Below are 16,116 nucleotides of genomic sequence, written 5' to 3' on the forward strand. Positions count from 1 at the left end.
CGGGCATCCTCAGAGACATCTCAGAGCGGGACTGCTTCGGTGGTCGAAGTCCGGTCCCGCCCCCCGGGCGCACCGATCGAACAGGCGCCTCAACCGCCCGGCTCACCGCATAGCGGCCGGCGCCGCTCAGTGGAAGAAGTGGCGCTCTCCGGTGAAGTACATCGTGACGCCGGCTGCCTTCGCTGCGGCGATGACCTCATCGTCTCGAATGGAGCCTCCCGGCTGCACGATCGCCCGAACGCCGCCGTCGATGAGGATCTGCGCTCCGTCGGCGAAGGGGAAGAAGGCATCGGAGGCCGCGACGGACCCCGCCGCACGCTCGCCGGCGCGCGAGACGGCCAGCCGGCAGGAGTCCACGCGGTTCACCTGTCCCATGCCGACGCCGACGGATGCTCCGCCCGACGCGAGCAGGATGGCGTTCGACTTCACGGCGCGGCAGGCCGTCCACGCGAACGCGAGGTCGGCCGCCGTGGCCTCGTCGGCCGGTTCGCCGGCGACGAGCGTCCAGTCCGAGAACGGGGCGAAGTGGTGGTCGGCGCGCTGCATCAGCAGGCCCCCTGAGACCTGCTTGATCTCCACCTGCGTGCTCTCGAAGTCGGCGGGCAGGCGCAGCACGCGCAGGTTCTTCTTGGCCAGCAGCACCTCGAGCGCGTCCGGCTCGAAGTCGGGCGCGATGAGAACCTCGGTGAAGATGCCCGCGACCGTCTCGGCCATCGCCCGCGTCACCGTGCGGTTGGCGGCGATCACTCCGCCGTACGCCGAGACCGGATCGCAGGCGTGCGCGCGCTCGTGCGCCGAGGCGATGGCATCCGTCGCATCGGAAGCGGCCACGGCGATGCCGCAGGGATTGGCGTGCTTGATGATGGCGACGGCCGGCTCGGCGAAGTCGAAGGCGGCGCGCACGGCGGCATCGGCGTCGACGTAGTTGTTGTACGACATCTCCTTGCCGTTCAGCTGCTCGGCCTGCGCGATGCCCCGGCCGCGCGTCGAGGAGTACAGCGCGGCACCCTGGTGGGCGTTCTCGCCGTACCGCAGCGACTGCTGGCGCGTCCAGGTGCCACCGACCCAGCCGGGGAATCCGGTTCCCTCGTCGTCGTGAGAGACTGCGGAGCCGAGCCACGACGCCACGGCGACGTCGTACCCGGCGGTGTGGCGGAAGGCGTCGAGGGCGAGCGCGCGGCGTTGGGCGAGGGTGGTGCCCCCGGTGGCCACGGCGTCGATGATCTCCGGATAGCGCGAGGGGTCGATCACGATGGCCACGTTGGCGTGGTTCTTCGCCGATGCGCGCACCATGGCCGGCCCGCCGATGTCGATCTGCTCGATGACGTCGACGTCCGTCGCTCCCGAGGCGACCGTCTGGACGAACGGGTAGAGGTTGACCACCACGAGCTCGAACGGCGAGATGCCGAGCTCGATGAGCTCGGACTCGTGGTGCTCCAGCCGCAGATCGGCCAGGAGGCCGGCGTGGATGGCGGGGTGCAGTGTCTTGACGCGGCCGTCGAGGGCTTCGGAGAAGCCGGTGACGCTTGCCACGTCGGTCACGTCGAATCCGGCATCGCGGATGGTCGCGGCCGTCGTGCCGGTCGAGACGAGCTCGACGCCCTGGCCGACGAGGGCCGCGGCGAGTTCGAGCAGTCCGCTCTTGTCGCTCACCGAGAGCAGTGCCCGGCGGATGGGCACGACGTCGTGTTCGCGGTAGAGGCTGGGGTCGTGGCGGGGGCCGCTCATCGGGTCAATTCCTCCAGGGAGACGTCGGAGTTGGCGATGTCGAGAACGGCCTGGATGAGCAGGCGGCGCTCGACGGGCTTGATGCGCTCGTGCAGGGTGGCCTCGGTGTCGCCGGGGTGAACCGGCACCCGCTCCTGAGCGATGATCGGGCCGCCGTCGACGCTGTCGTCGACGACGATGAGCGAGGCGCCGGTCTGCGCGACGCCCGCGGCGAGCGCGTCGCGCACCCCGTGCGCTCCGGGGAACTCCGGCAGGTATGCGGGATGGGTGTTGATGAGCCGCGGCGAGAGCGCCTGCACGACGCGGGGCGGCAGCAGGCGCATGAGCCCCGAGAGCACGACGAGGTCGGGCTGCCATTGCCGCACCTGTTCGAGCAGGGCGTCGCCCCACGTCTCGCGGTCGGGGTATGCCGGGTAGGCCACGGTGAAGGTGGGGATGCCGTACTGCTCACCGAGGGCCAGCCCATCGGCATCGCGGTCGGCACCGATCGCGACGACGCGGGCGGGGAACTCGGCGTCCTGCGAAGCCTCGAGCAGCGCCCGCAGGTTCGATCCGCCACCGGAGATGAGCACGACGAGCGACAGCACGGGTTCGAGCCTACCGGCTCGCCTGAGTCCGCCCGACGGTCTCGGCGTGCCCCTCGGGCGCGGGCGCATTCCCCGGAACCGACATCCGTCGGCCCAGCACGCCGAGCACCGCCGCGATGATCGCCGGCGCCCCGACCTCGAGCGCGGCGAAGGCGCCGACGAGCAGGGGATCCGGCCCGACGCTCGCCAGCCGGCCGGGACCGAGCGCGCCGCCCGAGAACCAGGCCAGCACGACCAGGGCGATGCCGGTGACGACGCCGATTCCGGCGCCGACCGCCGCCGGCTGCCACAGCGGTGCGTCATTGTCGATGCGCCGCCGGCAGCTCCACCCCGCCGCCGCGCCCAGGACGATGGGGATGAGCACCCCGAGCCAGCCGATGGCGGGAGTGCCCTGGGGAAGCGCGCCGAACAGCGGCAGGCCGGGAAGGGAGCCGAGTGTGGTTCCCGCCGGCGAGACCGAGGTTGCGGCCCCGAGCGCGAAGCCCGGCCCCACGATCCACGAGAGTGCCCAGATGATGGCGTTCGGCAGCAGCGACGCCTGCAGCAGGGTGAGGGCGGCTCCGCCCGCGGCGCCGGCGTGCAGGGCCTCGTACAGCCCGATGACCGTGGAGTAGGAGAGCACGAGGCACATCGCGACGGCGACGGATGCCACGCCGACGAGTCCGGCGACAGCGGCGCTCGCCCCGCGCGCCACACTCGCGAGCGCTGCGCGCAGCTGCCGGGGCCAACGCTCCAGAAGCGCTCGCTCCCAGGCGGCCAGGGCATCCCGTCCTCCGTCGGGGAGGCGGTGGATGGCCCACTCCGACCCGGCGATCGCCGAGAGCAGGTATACGAGGGCGGGAAGGGTCAGCGCCTGCAGGTGCGAGGGTCGTGCCACCTGCTCGCCTGCCGTCGCGAGCACGAGGGCGCTCAGCGCGCCGAAGACGACCGCCGAGACGAGCACGCCGAGCACGCGCGATCCGCCGAGGGCGCTGCGGCGCCCGACCCGCACGCCCATGGCGATCGTGAGCACGCTGAAGCCGAGCAGGGCGATGCTGACCGGGAAGGCGGCCTCCGCCCCCGGAAGGCCGGTGGCGACGGCGAGGGCGCTCGGCAGCTGCACCATGAGGTCGACTCCGTGACCGAGCAGCCAGATGTCGACCGCGGCGCGCCAGAAGCCGAACCAGTCGGGGCCCATGGCGAAGGTCGTCGCCCACAGCACGGTGAGGGGCACGAGCGGCACCGCGATGCCGATGGCGATCGTGATCAGCGCCTCGAGCCCGGCGAGCAGTGCGGTGGTTGTGCGGTTCATCCGTCAGGAACGATACCCGGCGGATGCCCGCGTTCACGCCACGATGCTCGGGGTGTCCGGGCTGGGGTCGGCGAGAGCCTCGGATGCCGGTCGCTGCAGCAGTTCGCTGATGCCGAGCACGACGATGGCCAGAACCGCGGTCCAGATGATGAGCGGCGCCGAAAGGGGTCGCACGAACAGCACCACGGCTGCCGCGGCAATCACGACGACGACCCGCACGACGACCCGCTGGGCGTACAGCCAGCGGCCGAAGCGTCCGGTCGTCACGCCGTGCGCATCCGCCGTGCGGCGGGCCCTCGCGAACCAGCTGGTGAAGAGGGAGCGCAACGCGCGGGGAGCGCGGTAGGGGCCGGCGAGCCAGGTGACGACGGCGACGGTGATGGCGAGCACGGCGACTGCAACGGCACTCGAGGCGATGAACGCGGTCAGCTGGGAGTAGATGACGCCGGCGGCATCGGCCGGCAGCACGCTCTTGGCGGTGAGGGCCACGAACACGACCTTGCCGATCGCGATGCCGCTCGCCACGGCGATCATGACGAGCCCGAGGCCGATGCTGGCCCCGAGCAGTCCGCGGATGCGACGGCGGGCGGCGAGCACGCCCACCACGAGGAACGCGAGCGTCACCCAGGGCAGCCACGTTCCGACGGCGACCGAGATGGCGTACGCGACCTGCACGAGGGTCGTGGTGTCGGACTTCGCGATGACGACGGTCTTGTCGACGGCCGGGATGTTCGCGGCGAACGCGATGCCTCGATCCACGAGCCGTTGCTTGACCTCGGCGATGATGGGGCCCAACTGCACGCCGATCTCGCCGTTCGCGCCGATGCTGACGGCCGCGTTCTCATCGCCCTGCATGGTCAGCATCAACTGGTCGTGGCTCACCCGCAGCGCCTGCGACCAGATGTCGGCGAACGCGTCGGAGGTGACGATGTCGTTCACGATGCGGCTGACGAGGGATTGCAGGCCGGCCGTGGCCGGCTGGCGGAGCAGGTTGAGCGCGTCGGCGGCGCGTGGGGGCAGACCGAGCTGTTCGATGCCGTCGAAGACGGCGTCGGTGAGGGCTGGGATGTCGACCTGCTCGTCGATGGCCGCGACGACCTGGTCGGAGATGAAGGCCTGCACCGCCGGGTCTTCGGCAAGGGGTGCGAAGGTCGCGACGAAGGCATCCGTGTCGGTCAGCTGCGTCTTCGCCCACGAACCCACGAGGGCCACCGGCGCGAGGATGAGCCCGATGAGGATGCAGGCGACCGAGAGCACCGTCCACCACCGGCTCGTTCTGGCCTGGCGGACGCGCACGGCCGCCGCTTGCGCGAGCGGCTCGATCGGCTGGGTCGCGGCGAGCTGGATCGCCTCGTCGCGTTCGCGCTGCAACCGGTCGTTCTCGGCGCTCAGTCGCTCCTCGGTCTGCTGCCACTGGATGCGCAGCAGGGCGTTCTCTGCGGCGAGACGTTCCAGCTCGCCCTCCAGCTGAGAATTCGTCATCCGAGCCATGACGCCCACACTAGCGCCGAAGCCCGCCCCCGTGGCGGGAGCGGGCTTCGGTGTGCGGATGCTGTCGGCTACAGGGAGGCGAGCACCTCGCGCATGAGGCGGGCGGTCTCGCTCGGGGTCTTGCCGACCTTGACGCCGGCGGCCTCGAGGGCCTCCTGCTTGGCCTGCGCGGTGCCCGCGGAGCCCGAGACGATGGCCCCGGCGTGGCCCATGGTCTTGCCCTCGGGCGCCGTGAAGCCGGCGACGTAGCCGACGACGGGCTTGGTCACGTTGGCCTTGATGAAGTCGGCTGCCCGCTCCTCGGCGTCTCCACCGATCTCGCCGATCATGACGATCGCCTTCGTCTCGGGGTCGGCCTCGAAGGCCGCGAGGGCGTCGATGTGCGTGGTGCCGATGATGGGGTCGCCGCCGATGCCGATGGCGGTCGAGAAGCCGAGGTCGCGCAGCTCGTACATCATCTGGTAGGTCAGGGTGCCCGACTTCGACACGAGGCCGATCGGTCCCTTGCCGGTGATCGTCGCGGGCGTGATGCCGACGAGCGACTCGCCGGGCGTGATGATGCCGGGGCAGTTCGGTCCGATGATGCGCGTCGTGTTGCCCTTGGCCTTCGCGTGCGCCCAGGCCTCGGCCGAGTCCTGCACCGGAATGCCCTCGGTGATCACGACGAGCAGCGGGATGCCGGCGTCGATGGCCTCGATCATCGCATCCTTGGCGAAGGCCGGCGGAACGAAGATGATCGAGACGTCGGCGCCCGTGTTCTCGACGGCCTCGACGACTGTGCCGAAGACGGGGAGCTCCACGTCGCCATGCGTGACCGTGGTGCCGGCCTTGCGGGCGTTCACGCCGCCGACGACCTGGGTGCCGGCCTTGAGCATGAGAGCGGTGTGCTTGGTGCCCTCGCCGCCGGTGATGCCCTGGACGATGACCTTGGAGTCTTTGTTGAGGAAGATCGACATTCTTACTGAATCCTGTCCTTGCGTCGGGGCTTAGGCGTTCGCCAGTTCGGCGGCCTTGTCGGCGCCTTCGTCCATGGTGGCGGCGAGCGTGACGAGCGGGTGGTTGTAGTCGTTGAGGATGCGACGGCCCTCCTCGACGTTGTTGCCGTCGAGGCGCACGACGAGCGGCTTGTCGGCGTGCTCGCCGAGCGTCTCGAGCGCTCCGACGATGCCGTTGGCCACGGCGTCGCAGGCGGTGATGCCGCCGAAGACGTTCACGAAGACCGACTTGACCTGCTCGTCGCCGAGGATCACGTCGAGTCCGGCCGCCATGACCTCGGCGGAGGCTCCGCCGCCGATGTCGAGGAAGTTGGCCGGCTTCACGCCAGCGTGCTTCTCACCGGCGTAGGCGACGACATCCAGGGTCGACATGACCAGTCCGGCACCGTTGCCGATGATGCCGACCTCGCCGTCGAGCTTGACGTAGTTGAGGTTGGCCGCCTTGGCCTTGGCCTCGAGCGGGTCGGCCGCCGACTTGTCTTCGAGCGCCTCGTGGTCGGGGTGGCGGAAGTCGGCGTTCTCGTCGAGCGTGACCTTGCCGTCGAGGGCGATGATCTCGCCTTCCTCGGTGAGCACGAGCGGGTTCACCTCGACGAGCGTCGCGTCCTCTGCGGTGTAGACCTCGTAGAGCTTGACGAACACGGGGGCGACCTTGTCGATGATCTCGGCCGGGAACTTGGCCGCGACCGCGATCTCCTTGGCCTTCTCCAGGTCGAGCCCGGCACCGGGGTCGACCTCGATGCGGGCGAGTGCTTCGGGCTTCTCGACGGCGAGCTGCTCGATCTCCATGCCGCCCTCGAAGCTCGAGAGCGAGAGGTAGGACCGGTTGGCGCGGTCCAGCAGAACGGAGAAGTAGTACTCCTGGGCGATGCGGGCGCCGCCGGCGACCATCACGCGCTTGACGACGTGGCCCTTGATGTCGAGTCCGAGAATCGCCTTCGCGGCCTCTTCGGCCTCGTCGGGCGTCTTGGCGACCTTGACGCCGCCGGCCTTGCCACGGCCACCGACCTTGACCTGCGCCTTGACGACCACCACGCCGCCGAGCTTCTCCGCAGCAGCACGCACCTCTTCGGGCGTGTCCGCGATGATGCCCGGGAGCACCGGGACCTCGTATTTCTCGAACAGGTCTCTGGCCTGGTACTCGTAAAGATCCACGCTGTACTTCCAATCCGCACTGAGCGTCTGCCGCTTGATTCTCGGGGTGTGGGTTGGCCGCTCCAACTCGAAGTCTCTCGACATCGAGAGAATTGGGGGCCCTAAGAACTCTACTCTTCCCGTCCGGCGCCCTCGAACCGCGCACGGAAGCCGGCACTCGCAGTGAGCCGGCCCGCCGCATCCGCCGCCAGCACCTCGATGGGCCAGCGACGGCACGCCTCATCGATCGCGCCTTCACCGGCAGCGCAGAGCCAGGTGGCGCAGACGTCGGCCGTGAGGATGTCGGGGGCGAGCACCGAGACCTGGCGCAGCGACGCGCCTGCCGCGCCCGATCGACCCCACAGGTGCTCTCCGCGTTCGGCCGTGCCCGAGGTCGCGAGCGCCCGCAGGTCCCCGGCGAGCACCACCTCGGTCAGGAGCGCGCTCCGGTCCTCGGGATCCACGATTCCCGCGCGCCACGGCCGACCAACGGATGCCGCTGCGCCGACGAGCACGTCTCCGCCCACGTTGAGGCACCAGTTCCGCGCCCCGGCCTCGTCGAGGGCATCAGCCGCCCGCTGCATCGAGAGCGCCTTCACGACCCCGTTCAGATCGAGGACTCCGTCGGCGCGGTGCGGCGTGAACCAGCCGTCCGTCGCGGCGCTCCAATGCAGCGCGGTGCCGTACGCTTCACGCACGGGTGCGCTGGTCTGTGCGAGGGACATCTCTCCTCGGGCCACACGGGAGAGTTCCGAGTCATCCCGGTACAGGCTGAAGAGGGCGTCGTCGTGCTCGAAGAGCCGCTGCACGGCAGTCTCGACCCTTTCGCCGCCGTCGTGCAGGAGCGAGGCGACCGTTCCCATCGTCGGGAAGACGCATCGACGCATCGATCCGGTCGGTGCGCGCCCCATCATCCGGTGAATCCGGCGGCGTCGAGAGCGGACTGCAACGACTGCAGGTAGGCCTCGCTCGTGTAGGTCGCGCCGCTCACCGTGTCGACCGACGCGGACTGCGCCTGCATGACCTCGGAACGCAGGATGGGCGCCGCCTGGTTGCTGATGGCGACCGACCGCGACTCGCGATCGGTCAGGTGAAGGGCCGTGACGTCGGTGATGCTGCCATCGCTCACGCTCACCCGCACCTGCACCGTGCCGAAGCGGGTCTCGACGGCCGTGCCATCGAAGGTGCCGGATGCCGCGGTCGCGGCCGCGGGCGTCGGCTCCGCCGGCGTCGGATCGGCGGGCGTCGGCTCCGCTGGGGTCGGAGTCGCGGGCGCGTCGGTCGCAGACGGTGATGCAGCGGCCGGCGTGGTCGCATCGGGGCTGACCGGTGCGGGGGCCGACAGGGTGGTCGCTCCGGAGGCTGCCGCTTCCGTGTGCCCGGCCTGCCAGCCCCACCCGAGCACGGCGGCCGAGGCGACACCGGAGATGACGATCACGCGCGCCCTCACCAGTCGAACCTCTCGTAGTGAACCTGCTCGCTCTTCAGGCCGATCGCGCTCGCCTCGTGCACGATGGCATCCGTCCAGCGGCGGGGTCCGCAGACGAAGACGTCGGCGTCGCCGACCCAGGGCGCGTAGCTGCGCAGATCGTAGCCTGCGGCGACGGATGCGCCGCTGAGCCACGAAGCCGAACCGGCATCACGGTGGCCGAGGTCGAGGTAGAGGGTGATGCCCTTTCGCCGGCAGAGCTCGGTGATCTCATCGAGCAGGTAGACCTGCTCGAGGCTTCCGGCTCGGATGATGAACGCAGCTTTCCACGGCACGAACACGGCTTCCTCGATGAGGGCGCGAAGAGGTGCGGTGCCGATACCGGCAGCCAGGTAGAGCACCGACTCGCGGGTACGGGCATGCTCCGTGAAGATGCCGTAGGGGCCCTCGACGCTCACGCGGGTGCCCGGCCGGAGGGCGGCGAGCGCGGCAGACCCGGTGCCGAGGGCACGCACCGAGATACGCACTTCGTGCGTGCCGATGGAGCTGAGGGAGTACGGATGCGCCTGCCACCACAGGCCGGCCGTCCAGAAGCGCCAGACGAGGAACTGCCCACCCCGTGCCCGAAGTGCGGCGAGGGCGCGGCCGCGCATCCGGATGTCGGCCACGCCGTGGGTCACTCGCACCGCGCTCACCCGAAGCCCGTGCCGGAGGGATCGGTACACCGGCAGGGCGAAGCGGAACAGGAGCAGTGACAGGGCAACGGCGACGTAGAGCACGATCCAGTACCAGCGCTGCAGGGTGCCCTCGGCGAAGAGCCCGCCGACGCTGAACTGGTGCGGAACCGCGGCGAGCGCCCCGGCGTACGCGAGCAGGTGCACGAGGTGCCAGACCTCGAAGCGCAAGCGCCGGCGCACGATGACGAGCGACGTCACGACAACGGCGATGAGGGCGGCGAGACCCAGGAAAGCGAGGGGCATGTCGGGAACGGCGGACAGTGCGAAGCTCTCGGCGACCAGGTCTGCGCCATCCGTGATCGCGTATCCGACGAGCAGCAGGCCCGCGTGGGCGATCAGCAGCAGCAACGCGGGCTTGCCGAGCTTCGCGTGCAGCACCATCGCCCTGTCGTGCCCGAAGGCGCGATCGATGATGGGCAGGCGCGCGGCCAACAGGAGCATGAGAAGCAGAAGGTCGGTGCCGACCAGACCGCACAGGATGCCGAGCTGGTCCAGGCCCTCGGCCGGCGAGGCGATCTCCAGGCCACGGTCGGCGAGGAACAGCGCGACCACGACGGCGACCGACAGGATGGCGAGCACCTGCAGCACATCGACCCTGCGGCGCCGCTTACGCGCGGCCGTCGCCGGCGCGAGCAGCGCCGCGCGGCGGTCGGTTGGGCTGATGAGCATGCTTCATGCTGCCAAGCAGGCGTTCGTGGGACCTGCATAGCCGCTATGCGGTCTCTATGAGAGGGGGTCGCTCATCGGGCGCCCGGATGCTTGCATAGAGCAATGGCGCGCGCGTACATCGGCATCTCCGGCTGGACCTACAGGCCGTGGCGCGGGGTGTTCTACCCGAAGGGGCTCGTGCAGAAGCGGGAGCTCGAGTACGCATCCCGTCGCGTGAGCTCCATCGAGATCAACGGATCGTTCTACTCGCTGCAGCGGCCGACGAGCTGGGTGAAGTGGCGCGACGAGGTGCCGGGCGACTTCCTGTTCGCCGTGAAAGGGCCCCGGTTCATCAGCCATATCAAGCGACTGGTCGACATCGAGGCTCCCTTGGCGAACTTCTTCGCGAGCGGAATACTCGCCTTCGGCGAGAAGCTCGGCCCCATCCTGTGGCAGCTGCCGGCCACATTCCGCTTCGACCCCGTCGTGCTCGACGCCTTCCTCTCCCGCCTGCCGCGCACGACGACGGATGCCCGGGCCCTCGCGGCGCGCCACGACGAGCGCATGGAGGGCAGGAAGTGGTTCGACGTGCACGAGGAGCGGCCGTTGCGCTACGCCTTCGAGGTGCGCAGCACGAGCTTCGAGACGCCCGAATGGGCGCAGCTGCTGCGAAGCCACAACGTGTCATCCGTTGCCGCAGACACGGCAGGCAAGTGGCCCTACATCGACGAGACGACCGCCGACTTCGGCTACGCCCGGCTGCACGGCGACAAGGAGCTCTACGCGTCGGGGTACGACGAGGAGGGGCTGGACCGGTGGGAGGGCTGGTGCCGCGGGCACCTGGATGCCGGCCGCGACGTGTACGTCTACTTCGACAACGACATCAAGGTGCGGGCGCCCTTCGACGCGATCGCGCTCATCGAGCGGCTGCGACCTCAGGGCTGACCCCGTGTCGGCGCGGCCCGAGGCGCGCGTAGCATCGCGGGCAACACCGACACGACCCGAGAGGGCGCTCCCATGGCAACGAATGCCGCAGGTGGCGAGCCGGTTCTGGAGCTCCGCATCCATGGAGTGCAGAACATGCCGCCGTTCGAGATGCTCGACCTTCCGCGTGAGCAGGCGGAGTTCGCGATGGGCGATCCGCTCGGCAGTTTCTGGCATCCTACGGCGAGCGCGCTCGAGAGCGGCCGCAGCGTGCAGGAACTCGGCGAGGGCAGCCGCGGCGTGGTCGACCCGAGCGAGCCGCCGCGGGGCAGCGTGCCCGACGGCATCCACCGCGAGGCGTATTCCTGGGGCGGCATGGTGCGCACCACTCCCCCGGGCTCCGGGCCGGGCGGCGCCATACTCGCCGTAATGGCGCGTGCCTGCTGGACCCTCGTGCTGCCCTTCAGCATCGCCAACGCGGGCATGTGGGCATGGGAACTGCCGCACCGCCACCGCGCGCAATCCGTTCGAGCGGGCATCGTGCGCGTCTACTGTGCCCTTCTCACCGTGCTGCTCACCCTCGCGTTCGCCTCGGTCGCCATGGACCTTCTCGCTGTGCAGTGCTACGGGCACGGCGTGATGCAGTGCACGGCGCTGCCGGATGTGCTCCGCGTCTTCGAGGGCTGGGGCGATGCCCGCCGCATCGCCGCGTACTCGGCCGTTCCGATCCTGGTTCTCGTCGCCGTCTACATCGTCTCCACGGTCAGCAGGCTGCGCTACAGCGTCGCCGGGCGCATCGCCATCGAGGCCCGCGCCCTCAACGAGAGCGAACCGCTGCTCGCCCAGCCGCGGTTCTGGGAGAGCCGCCGCGAGACCAACCGGCTCGCGCTGGCCAACATCGCCCTGGGCGTCGGAGCCGTGGCGCTTCTGTGCGGACTCGCCGTCTGGAGCGCCGACGGCTCGCCATGGGACGAGCGGATGCTGTGGGGCGTCGCGGTCGTGGTGGTCGCCTCTGCGGCCATGCTCGTCGCGGCCGTCGTGGCGTTCCGCACCGACTCGATGCCCTTCGAGCGCCGACCTCGCCCCGCCGCGCACAAGATTCCGGCCGGGGAGATCGCGCTACTCGTAGCGCTGGCGGCGTATGCCTTCGGCATCGTCGCACTGCTCAGCCATCCCGACATGCTCATCGGCAACGTGCGCATGCGCGCCGCCTTCAATGTCGTTCTCACCTGCACGGTGGCGCTGGCCGTCGCCCTGCTCATCGTCACGATGTTCTTCCGGGTGAGCGGGCGTCGCTATCGGGCGTGGCACGGGTTCGCACCCGCCGTCTTCCTGCTGCTCGGCCTGGTCGTCGGCCTCATCTGGTCGAGCCTGGTGAACGTGCTGGTGGGTGACTGGCTGAACGGATCGCCCGGTGCGCAGGCCCTCGCCGCAACCGGGAGCGCCGCCGCTGCATCCAAGGCCGCCTGCTCGCCCTCGGGATGCCCGCCGCCGCTGACGCTCGGCGCCTTCTATCCGTGGTTCCTGGCGTTCCTGCTCGGAGCCCTCGTCGTCGCGGTCCTCTTCATCGCCGTCGCCCTTGTGCGCCGCCGCGATGTGGACCCGCGCGTGAAGGAGTTCGTCGGGGGTGTCTCGACCGCCACAGGAGCACAGGCGGATGCCGCACGGACCGTCGGGGCACGCACCGACATCGAGCAGCTCCTGAGTGGAGAGCGCCGGCGCAAGCGCGCGGCCGCCGCGCGGTTCCACCTCGTGGAACCCCTCCTGACCGTGCTCTGCATCGGTGCGGGCGCCGCCATCATCGTCACGCTCGTGTGGAGCGCATTCGGAGCACTCCCGGCGGCGGCGTTCGATGGCATCCGACCGCGGGTCGTGGCGGCCGTCACGCGCGGCTTCTCGCTCTTCATCGATGCGGGCCTGCTCGCCTGGGCGGCGATCGGGCTGCTCGTGGTCGCCGCTCTCGTCTTCGGCGGGTCCAAGACCGTGCGCCCGCTCGGCATCGTGTGGGACCTGGCCTGCTTCCTTCCCCGGGCTGGGCACCCGCTCGGAGCGCCGTGCTACACCGAACGGGCCGTGCCCGAGGTGGCCCGACGCCTCTCGTGGTGGCTCGACCTGGATGCGGCGGGCGATCCCCCGCGCCGGCGCAGCGTCGTGCTCGTGGCGCACAGCATGGGGGCGGTCGTCGCCGTCGCGGCCCTGTTCATGCTGCGCAACTTCCCGCGCGGGGCGGAGTACGAGAAGCAGGTCTCGCTGCTCACCTTCGGCGTGCAGTTGCGGCCCTACTTCGGCCGGTTCTTCCCCGAGATCCTCGGACCCCGTGTGATCGACGCCGTGCCCTGCCGCGCGCCGCGGTTGTGGAGCCGGGATCCCTGGGCGCGGGATCTGGCCGACGCCAGCGCGAACGCCGGCGGGACTGCCGGCGACCAGGTCGACGAGCAGCCTCCGCCCGTGGGCACGACCCCGACCGGCGTGCCGGTCCACGAATGGGTCAGCCTCTGGCGGGCGACGGACTACCTGGGCTTCCCCGCCCGCTCGACCGGCCGAAATTCGCGTGACGTCTTCGCCGAAGAGGTGGATGCGAGCGGCTACGTGGGCTCCGTCGACACCCATAGCTCCTACCCGCGCGTACCGAGTTACCGCTCCGCGCTCGGCCGCCTCGCCGGGCTGCCGCCGCGGGCGCCCGGACGGCCCTGATCCGCTCCTGTCGCTTCAGCGTCGAAGTGCCTAACCTGAGAGTGACTCAGAACAGTCGCGATCCAGGAGGGCTCGCCATGAATGAGGATTTCAACGGTGTCATCAAACTCGATGTGCGGGACTCCGTACCGGACTGGACACCCTACGAATTGAAGCGGGCGCCGGAGGGAGCGCCGAACATCCTCGTGGTGCTCTACGACGACACAGGCATGGCGGCCTGGTCGCCGTACGGCGGTCGCATCAACATGCCCACGCTGGACCGCCTCGCCCAGAACGGGCTGACCTACACGCAGTGGCACACCACCGCGCTCTGCTCGCCGACCCGGTCGACCTTCCTCACCGGTCGCAACCACCACGTGAATCGGTGCGCCTCGATCATGGAGGGCACCGACGGCTTCCCGGGAGCATCCGGACGCCTTCCGGCGGAGTGCGCGACCATCGGCCAGGTTCTGCAGGAGAACGGCTTCAGCACCTTCTGGGTGGGCAAGAACCACAACGTCCCGGAAGAGGACAACGCCGGCGGCGGCAGTCGTTCCGAGTGGCCGCTCAACAAGGGGTTCGACCGCTTCTACGGATTCCTCGGGGGCGAGACCAACAACTGGTACCCCGACCTCGTCGAAGACAACCACTTCGTCGATCAGCCGGCACTGCCGCAAGACGGTTACCACCTCTCCAAAGACCTTGCCGACCACGCCATCCGGATGCTGCGCGACCAGAAGTCATCCAACCCGTCCAAGCCCTGGTACCTGTGGTTCTGCCCGGGCGCCAACCATGCCCCGCACCACGCGCCGCAGGAGTACATCGACAAGTACAAGGGTGCCTTCGACGAGGGCTACGAGGCCTACCGCGAGTGGGTGCTCGCACGCATGATCGAGCGCGGCATCCTGCCCGAGGGAACCGAACTCACGCCGCTCAACCCGCTGCCCGACGACGTCTCGAACCCCGGCGACCACGTGCGCCCCTGGGCAGAGCTGAACGATGACGAGAAGCGGCTGTTCGCACACTTCGCCGAGGTCTTCGCCGGGTTCTCCGAGTACACCGATGCTCAGGTCGGGCGCATCATCGACTACCTCGAGGAGACGAACCAGCTCGAGAACACGCTCGTCTTCTACTGCGCCGACAACGGCGCCTCGGGAGAGGGCAGCCCGAACGGCTCGGTCAACGAGAACAAGTTCTTCAACGGCTACCCCGACGAGCTCTCCGAGAACCTCGCCATGCTCGACAAGATGGGCAGCCCCGACACCTACAACCACTACCCCACCGGATGGGCGGCGGCCTTCTCGACGCCGTTCCAGATGTTCAAGCGCTACGCGCAGTTCGCCGGCGGGACATGCGATCCCATGGTCATCCACTGGCCGAAGGGCATCCGGGCCAAGGGCGGGGTGCGCAACCAGTACCACCACTCCACCGACATCGTCTCGACCGTGCTCGATGTCGTCGGGCTCGAGATGCCCGACGTGTATCGCGGAGTGAAGCAGCATCCGCTGGCCGGAGTGTCGATGCGCTACTCGTTCGACGCCGAGCCGGATGCGCCCACGCGCAAGAAGGTGCAGTACTTCGCGATGCTCGGAACCCGTGGCATCTGGAAGGACGGGTGGAAGGCGGCGGCGCTGCACGCGCCGATCAGCGGCAAGGGGCACTTCGACGCCGATGTCTGGGAGCTCTACCACGTGGATGAGGATCGCTCGGAGTCCAAGAACCTCGCCGCCGAGCATCCCGAAAAGCTCACGGAGCTCATCGACGCCTGGTTCGCCGAGGCCGAGGCCAACTTCGTGCTGCCGCTCGACGACCGCACGCCCATCGAACTCATCTCCATCGAACGGCCCCAGTCCGAGCCGCGGCGCGAGCGCTACGTCTACTACCCCGACGCGACGGCCGTGCCCGAGGGCGTCGCCGTCAACGTGCGCGGCCGGTCGTTCAAGATCATCGCCGACGTCGATCTCGGCGCCGACGCGCAGGGAGTGCTGTTCGCACACGGGTCCCGCTTCGGCGGCCACGCGCTCTTCCTCAAGGACGACAAGGTGCACTACGTCTACAACTTCCTCGGCATCCCGCCGGAGCAGCATTTCGTCTCGGAGGCCCTCACGCCCGGACCGCACGCTCTCGGCGTGGAGTTCGTGCGCGAAGGAGCGGGAAAATACGGCGAGTCCACCGGCACCTGCAGGCTGTACGTCGACGACACGGTGGTGGCCGGGGGCCCGATGCGTGCCCAGATCGGCAAGTTCACCCTCTGCGGTGATGGGCTCTGCATCGGTTACGACAGTGCGGATGCCGTCAGCGGCGAGTACTCGAATCCGTTCCCGTTCTCGGGCGGCAAGCTGCTCGGGGTGGCTGTGGACGTGAGTGAGGAGCAGTACCTCGACCTCGAGCTCGAGGCCTTGGCGATGCTGTCGAGGGAGTGACGCGACCTCCCGAATCTCGCTGTTCGCTGAGCTCGTCGAAGGGCCGCGAGCCCCTA

The 16,116-nt window shown here is 69.6% G+C and carries 12 protein-coding genes; 3 read left to right on the top strand and 9 right to left on the bottom strand.

What is annotated here, in order from left to right:
• Positions 1 to 126: 126 nt before the first annotated feature.
• The 9 genes from purH to WDJ51_RS06460 all read right to left on the bottom strand — a co-directional run bounded on the left by purH (position 127) and on the right by WDJ51_RS06460 (position 10,061).
• Positions 127 to 1,728, bottom strand: a complete 1,602-nt coding sequence (gene purH, locus WDJ51_RS06420) for a bifunctional phosphoribosylaminoimidazolecarboxamide formyltransferase/IMP cyclohydrolase (RefSeq protein WP_337851610.1) — start codon at positions 1,726 to 1,728, stop codon at positions 127 to 129.
• Positions 1,725 to 2,315, bottom strand: coding sequence for a phosphoribosylglycinamide formyltransferase (purN, locus tag WDJ51_RS06425; RefSeq protein ID WP_337851611.1), 591 nt, complete (start codon positions 2,313 to 2,315; stop codon positions 1,725 to 1,727). Before purN ends, purH begins: the two co-directional genes overlap by 4 nt.
• 10 nt (positions 2,316 to 2,325) lie before the next feature.
• A complete protein-coding gene (locus tag WDJ51_RS06430; protein WP_337851612.1) occupies positions 2,326 to 3,606 on the bottom strand; it encodes a cell division protein PerM in 1,281 nt (426 codons plus the stop codon).
• Positions 3,607 to 3,639: 33 nt separating this feature from the next.
• Complete coding sequence (locus WDJ51_RS06435; protein ID WP_337851613.1) at positions 3,640 to 5,088, bottom strand: hypothetical protein; 1,449 nt, start codon at positions 5,086 to 5,088, stop codon at positions 3,640 to 3,642.
• A gap of 77 nt (positions 5,089 to 5,165) precedes the next feature.
• Positions 5,166 to 6,053, bottom strand: coding sequence for a succinate--CoA ligase subunit alpha (sucD, locus tag WDJ51_RS06440; protein ID WP_337851614.1), 888 nt, complete (start codon positions 6,051 to 6,053; stop codon positions 5,166 to 5,168).
• A gap of 30 nt (positions 6,054 to 6,083) precedes the next feature.
• Positions 6,084 to 7,247 carry an ADP-forming succinate--CoA ligase subunit beta gene (gene sucC, locus WDJ51_RS06445; protein WP_337851745.1) on the bottom strand — a complete coding sequence of 388 codons (1,164 nt, stop codon included), beginning with the start codon at positions 7,245 to 7,247 and terminating at the stop codon, positions 6,084 to 6,086.
• Between the two features lie 110 nt (positions 7,248 to 7,357).
• The gene (locus WDJ51_RS06450) at positions 7,358 to 8,140 is read right to left on the bottom strand and encodes an FAD:protein FMN transferase (RefSeq protein ID WP_337851615.1); all 783 of its coding nucleotides are present in this window, start codon (positions 8,138 to 8,140) and stop codon (positions 7,358 to 7,360) included.
• Positions 8,137 to 8,676, bottom strand: a complete 540-nt coding sequence (locus WDJ51_RS06455) for an FMN-binding protein (protein ID WP_337851616.1) — start codon at positions 8,674 to 8,676, stop codon at positions 8,137 to 8,139. Before WDJ51_RS06455 ends, WDJ51_RS06450 begins: the two co-directional genes overlap by 4 nt.
• Complete coding sequence (locus WDJ51_RS06460) at positions 8,673 to 10,061, bottom strand: ferredoxin reductase family protein (protein WP_337851617.1); 1,389 nt, start codon at positions 10,059 to 10,061, stop codon at positions 8,673 to 8,675. The genes WDJ51_RS06455 and WDJ51_RS06460 overlap by 4 nt, the downstream gene beginning before the upstream one ends.
• 102 nt (positions 10,062 to 10,163) lie before the next feature.
• Here WDJ51_RS06460 and WDJ51_RS06465 point away from each other — a divergent pair, with 102 nt between their 5' ends.
• The 3 genes from WDJ51_RS06465 (at position 10,164) to WDJ51_RS06475 (ending at position 16,060) form a co-directional block, all read left to right on the top strand.
• Entirely contained in the window at positions 10,164 to 10,985 is an 822-nt protein-coding gene (locus WDJ51_RS06465) for a DUF72 domain-containing protein (protein ID WP_337851618.1), read from the top strand.
• 72 nt (positions 10,986 to 11,057) lie between these two features.
• The gene (locus WDJ51_RS06470; protein WP_337851619.1) at positions 11,058 to 13,658 is read left to right on the top strand and encodes a hypothetical protein; all 2,601 of its coding nucleotides are present in this window, start codon (positions 11,058 to 11,060) and stop codon (positions 13,656 to 13,658) included.
• A gap of 77 nt (positions 13,659 to 13,735) precedes the next feature.
• A complete protein-coding gene (locus tag WDJ51_RS06475; protein ID WP_337851620.1) occupies positions 13,736 to 16,060 on the top strand; it encodes an arylsulfatase in 2,325 nt (774 codons plus the stop codon).
• The last annotated feature ends 56 nt before the right edge of the window (positions 16,061 to 16,116 follow it).

Source organism: Rathayibacter sp. YIM 133350 (assembly GCF_037404875.1).
Classification (GTDB): Bacteria; Actinomycetota; Actinomycetes; order Actinomycetales; family Microbacteriaceae; genus Orlajensenia.

Excerpts from the sequence above, each read along its gene's own strand:
- purH (WP_337851610.1), bottom strand. The coding sequence starts at position 1,728 with ATGAGCGGCCCCCGCCACGACCCCAGCCTCTACCGCGAACACGACGTC.
- WDJ51_RS06430 (WP_337851612.1), bottom strand. The coding sequence starts at position 3,606 with ATGAACCGCACAACCACCGCACTGCTCGCCGGGCTCGAGGCGCTGATC.
- WDJ51_RS06435 (WP_337851613.1), bottom strand. The coding sequence starts at position 5,088 with ATGACGAATTCTCAGCTGGAGGGCGAGCTGGAACGTCTCGCCGCAGAG.
- sucD (WP_337851614.1), bottom strand. The coding sequence starts at position 6,053 with ATGTCGATCTTCCTCAACAAAGACTCCAAGGTCATCGTCCAGGGCATC.
- WDJ51_RS06450 (WP_337851615.1), bottom strand. The coding sequence starts at position 8,140 with ATGATGGGGCGCGCACCGACCGGATCGATGCGTCGATGCGTCTTCCCG.
- WDJ51_RS06460 (WP_337851617.1), bottom strand. The coding sequence starts at position 10,061 with ATGCTCATCAGCCCAACCGACCGCCGCGCGGCGCTGCTCGCGCCGGCG.
- WDJ51_RS06465 (WP_337851618.1), top strand. The coding sequence starts at position 10,164 with ATGGCGCGCGCGTACATCGGCATCTCCGGCTGGACCTACAGGCCGTGG.
- WDJ51_RS06470 (WP_337851619.1), top strand. The coding sequence starts at position 11,058 with ATGGCAACGAATGCCGCAGGTGGCGAGCCGGTTCTGGAGCTCCGCATC.
- WDJ51_RS06475 (WP_337851620.1), top strand. The coding sequence starts at position 13,736 with ATGAATGAGGATTTCAACGGTGTCATCAAACTCGATGTGCGGGACTCC.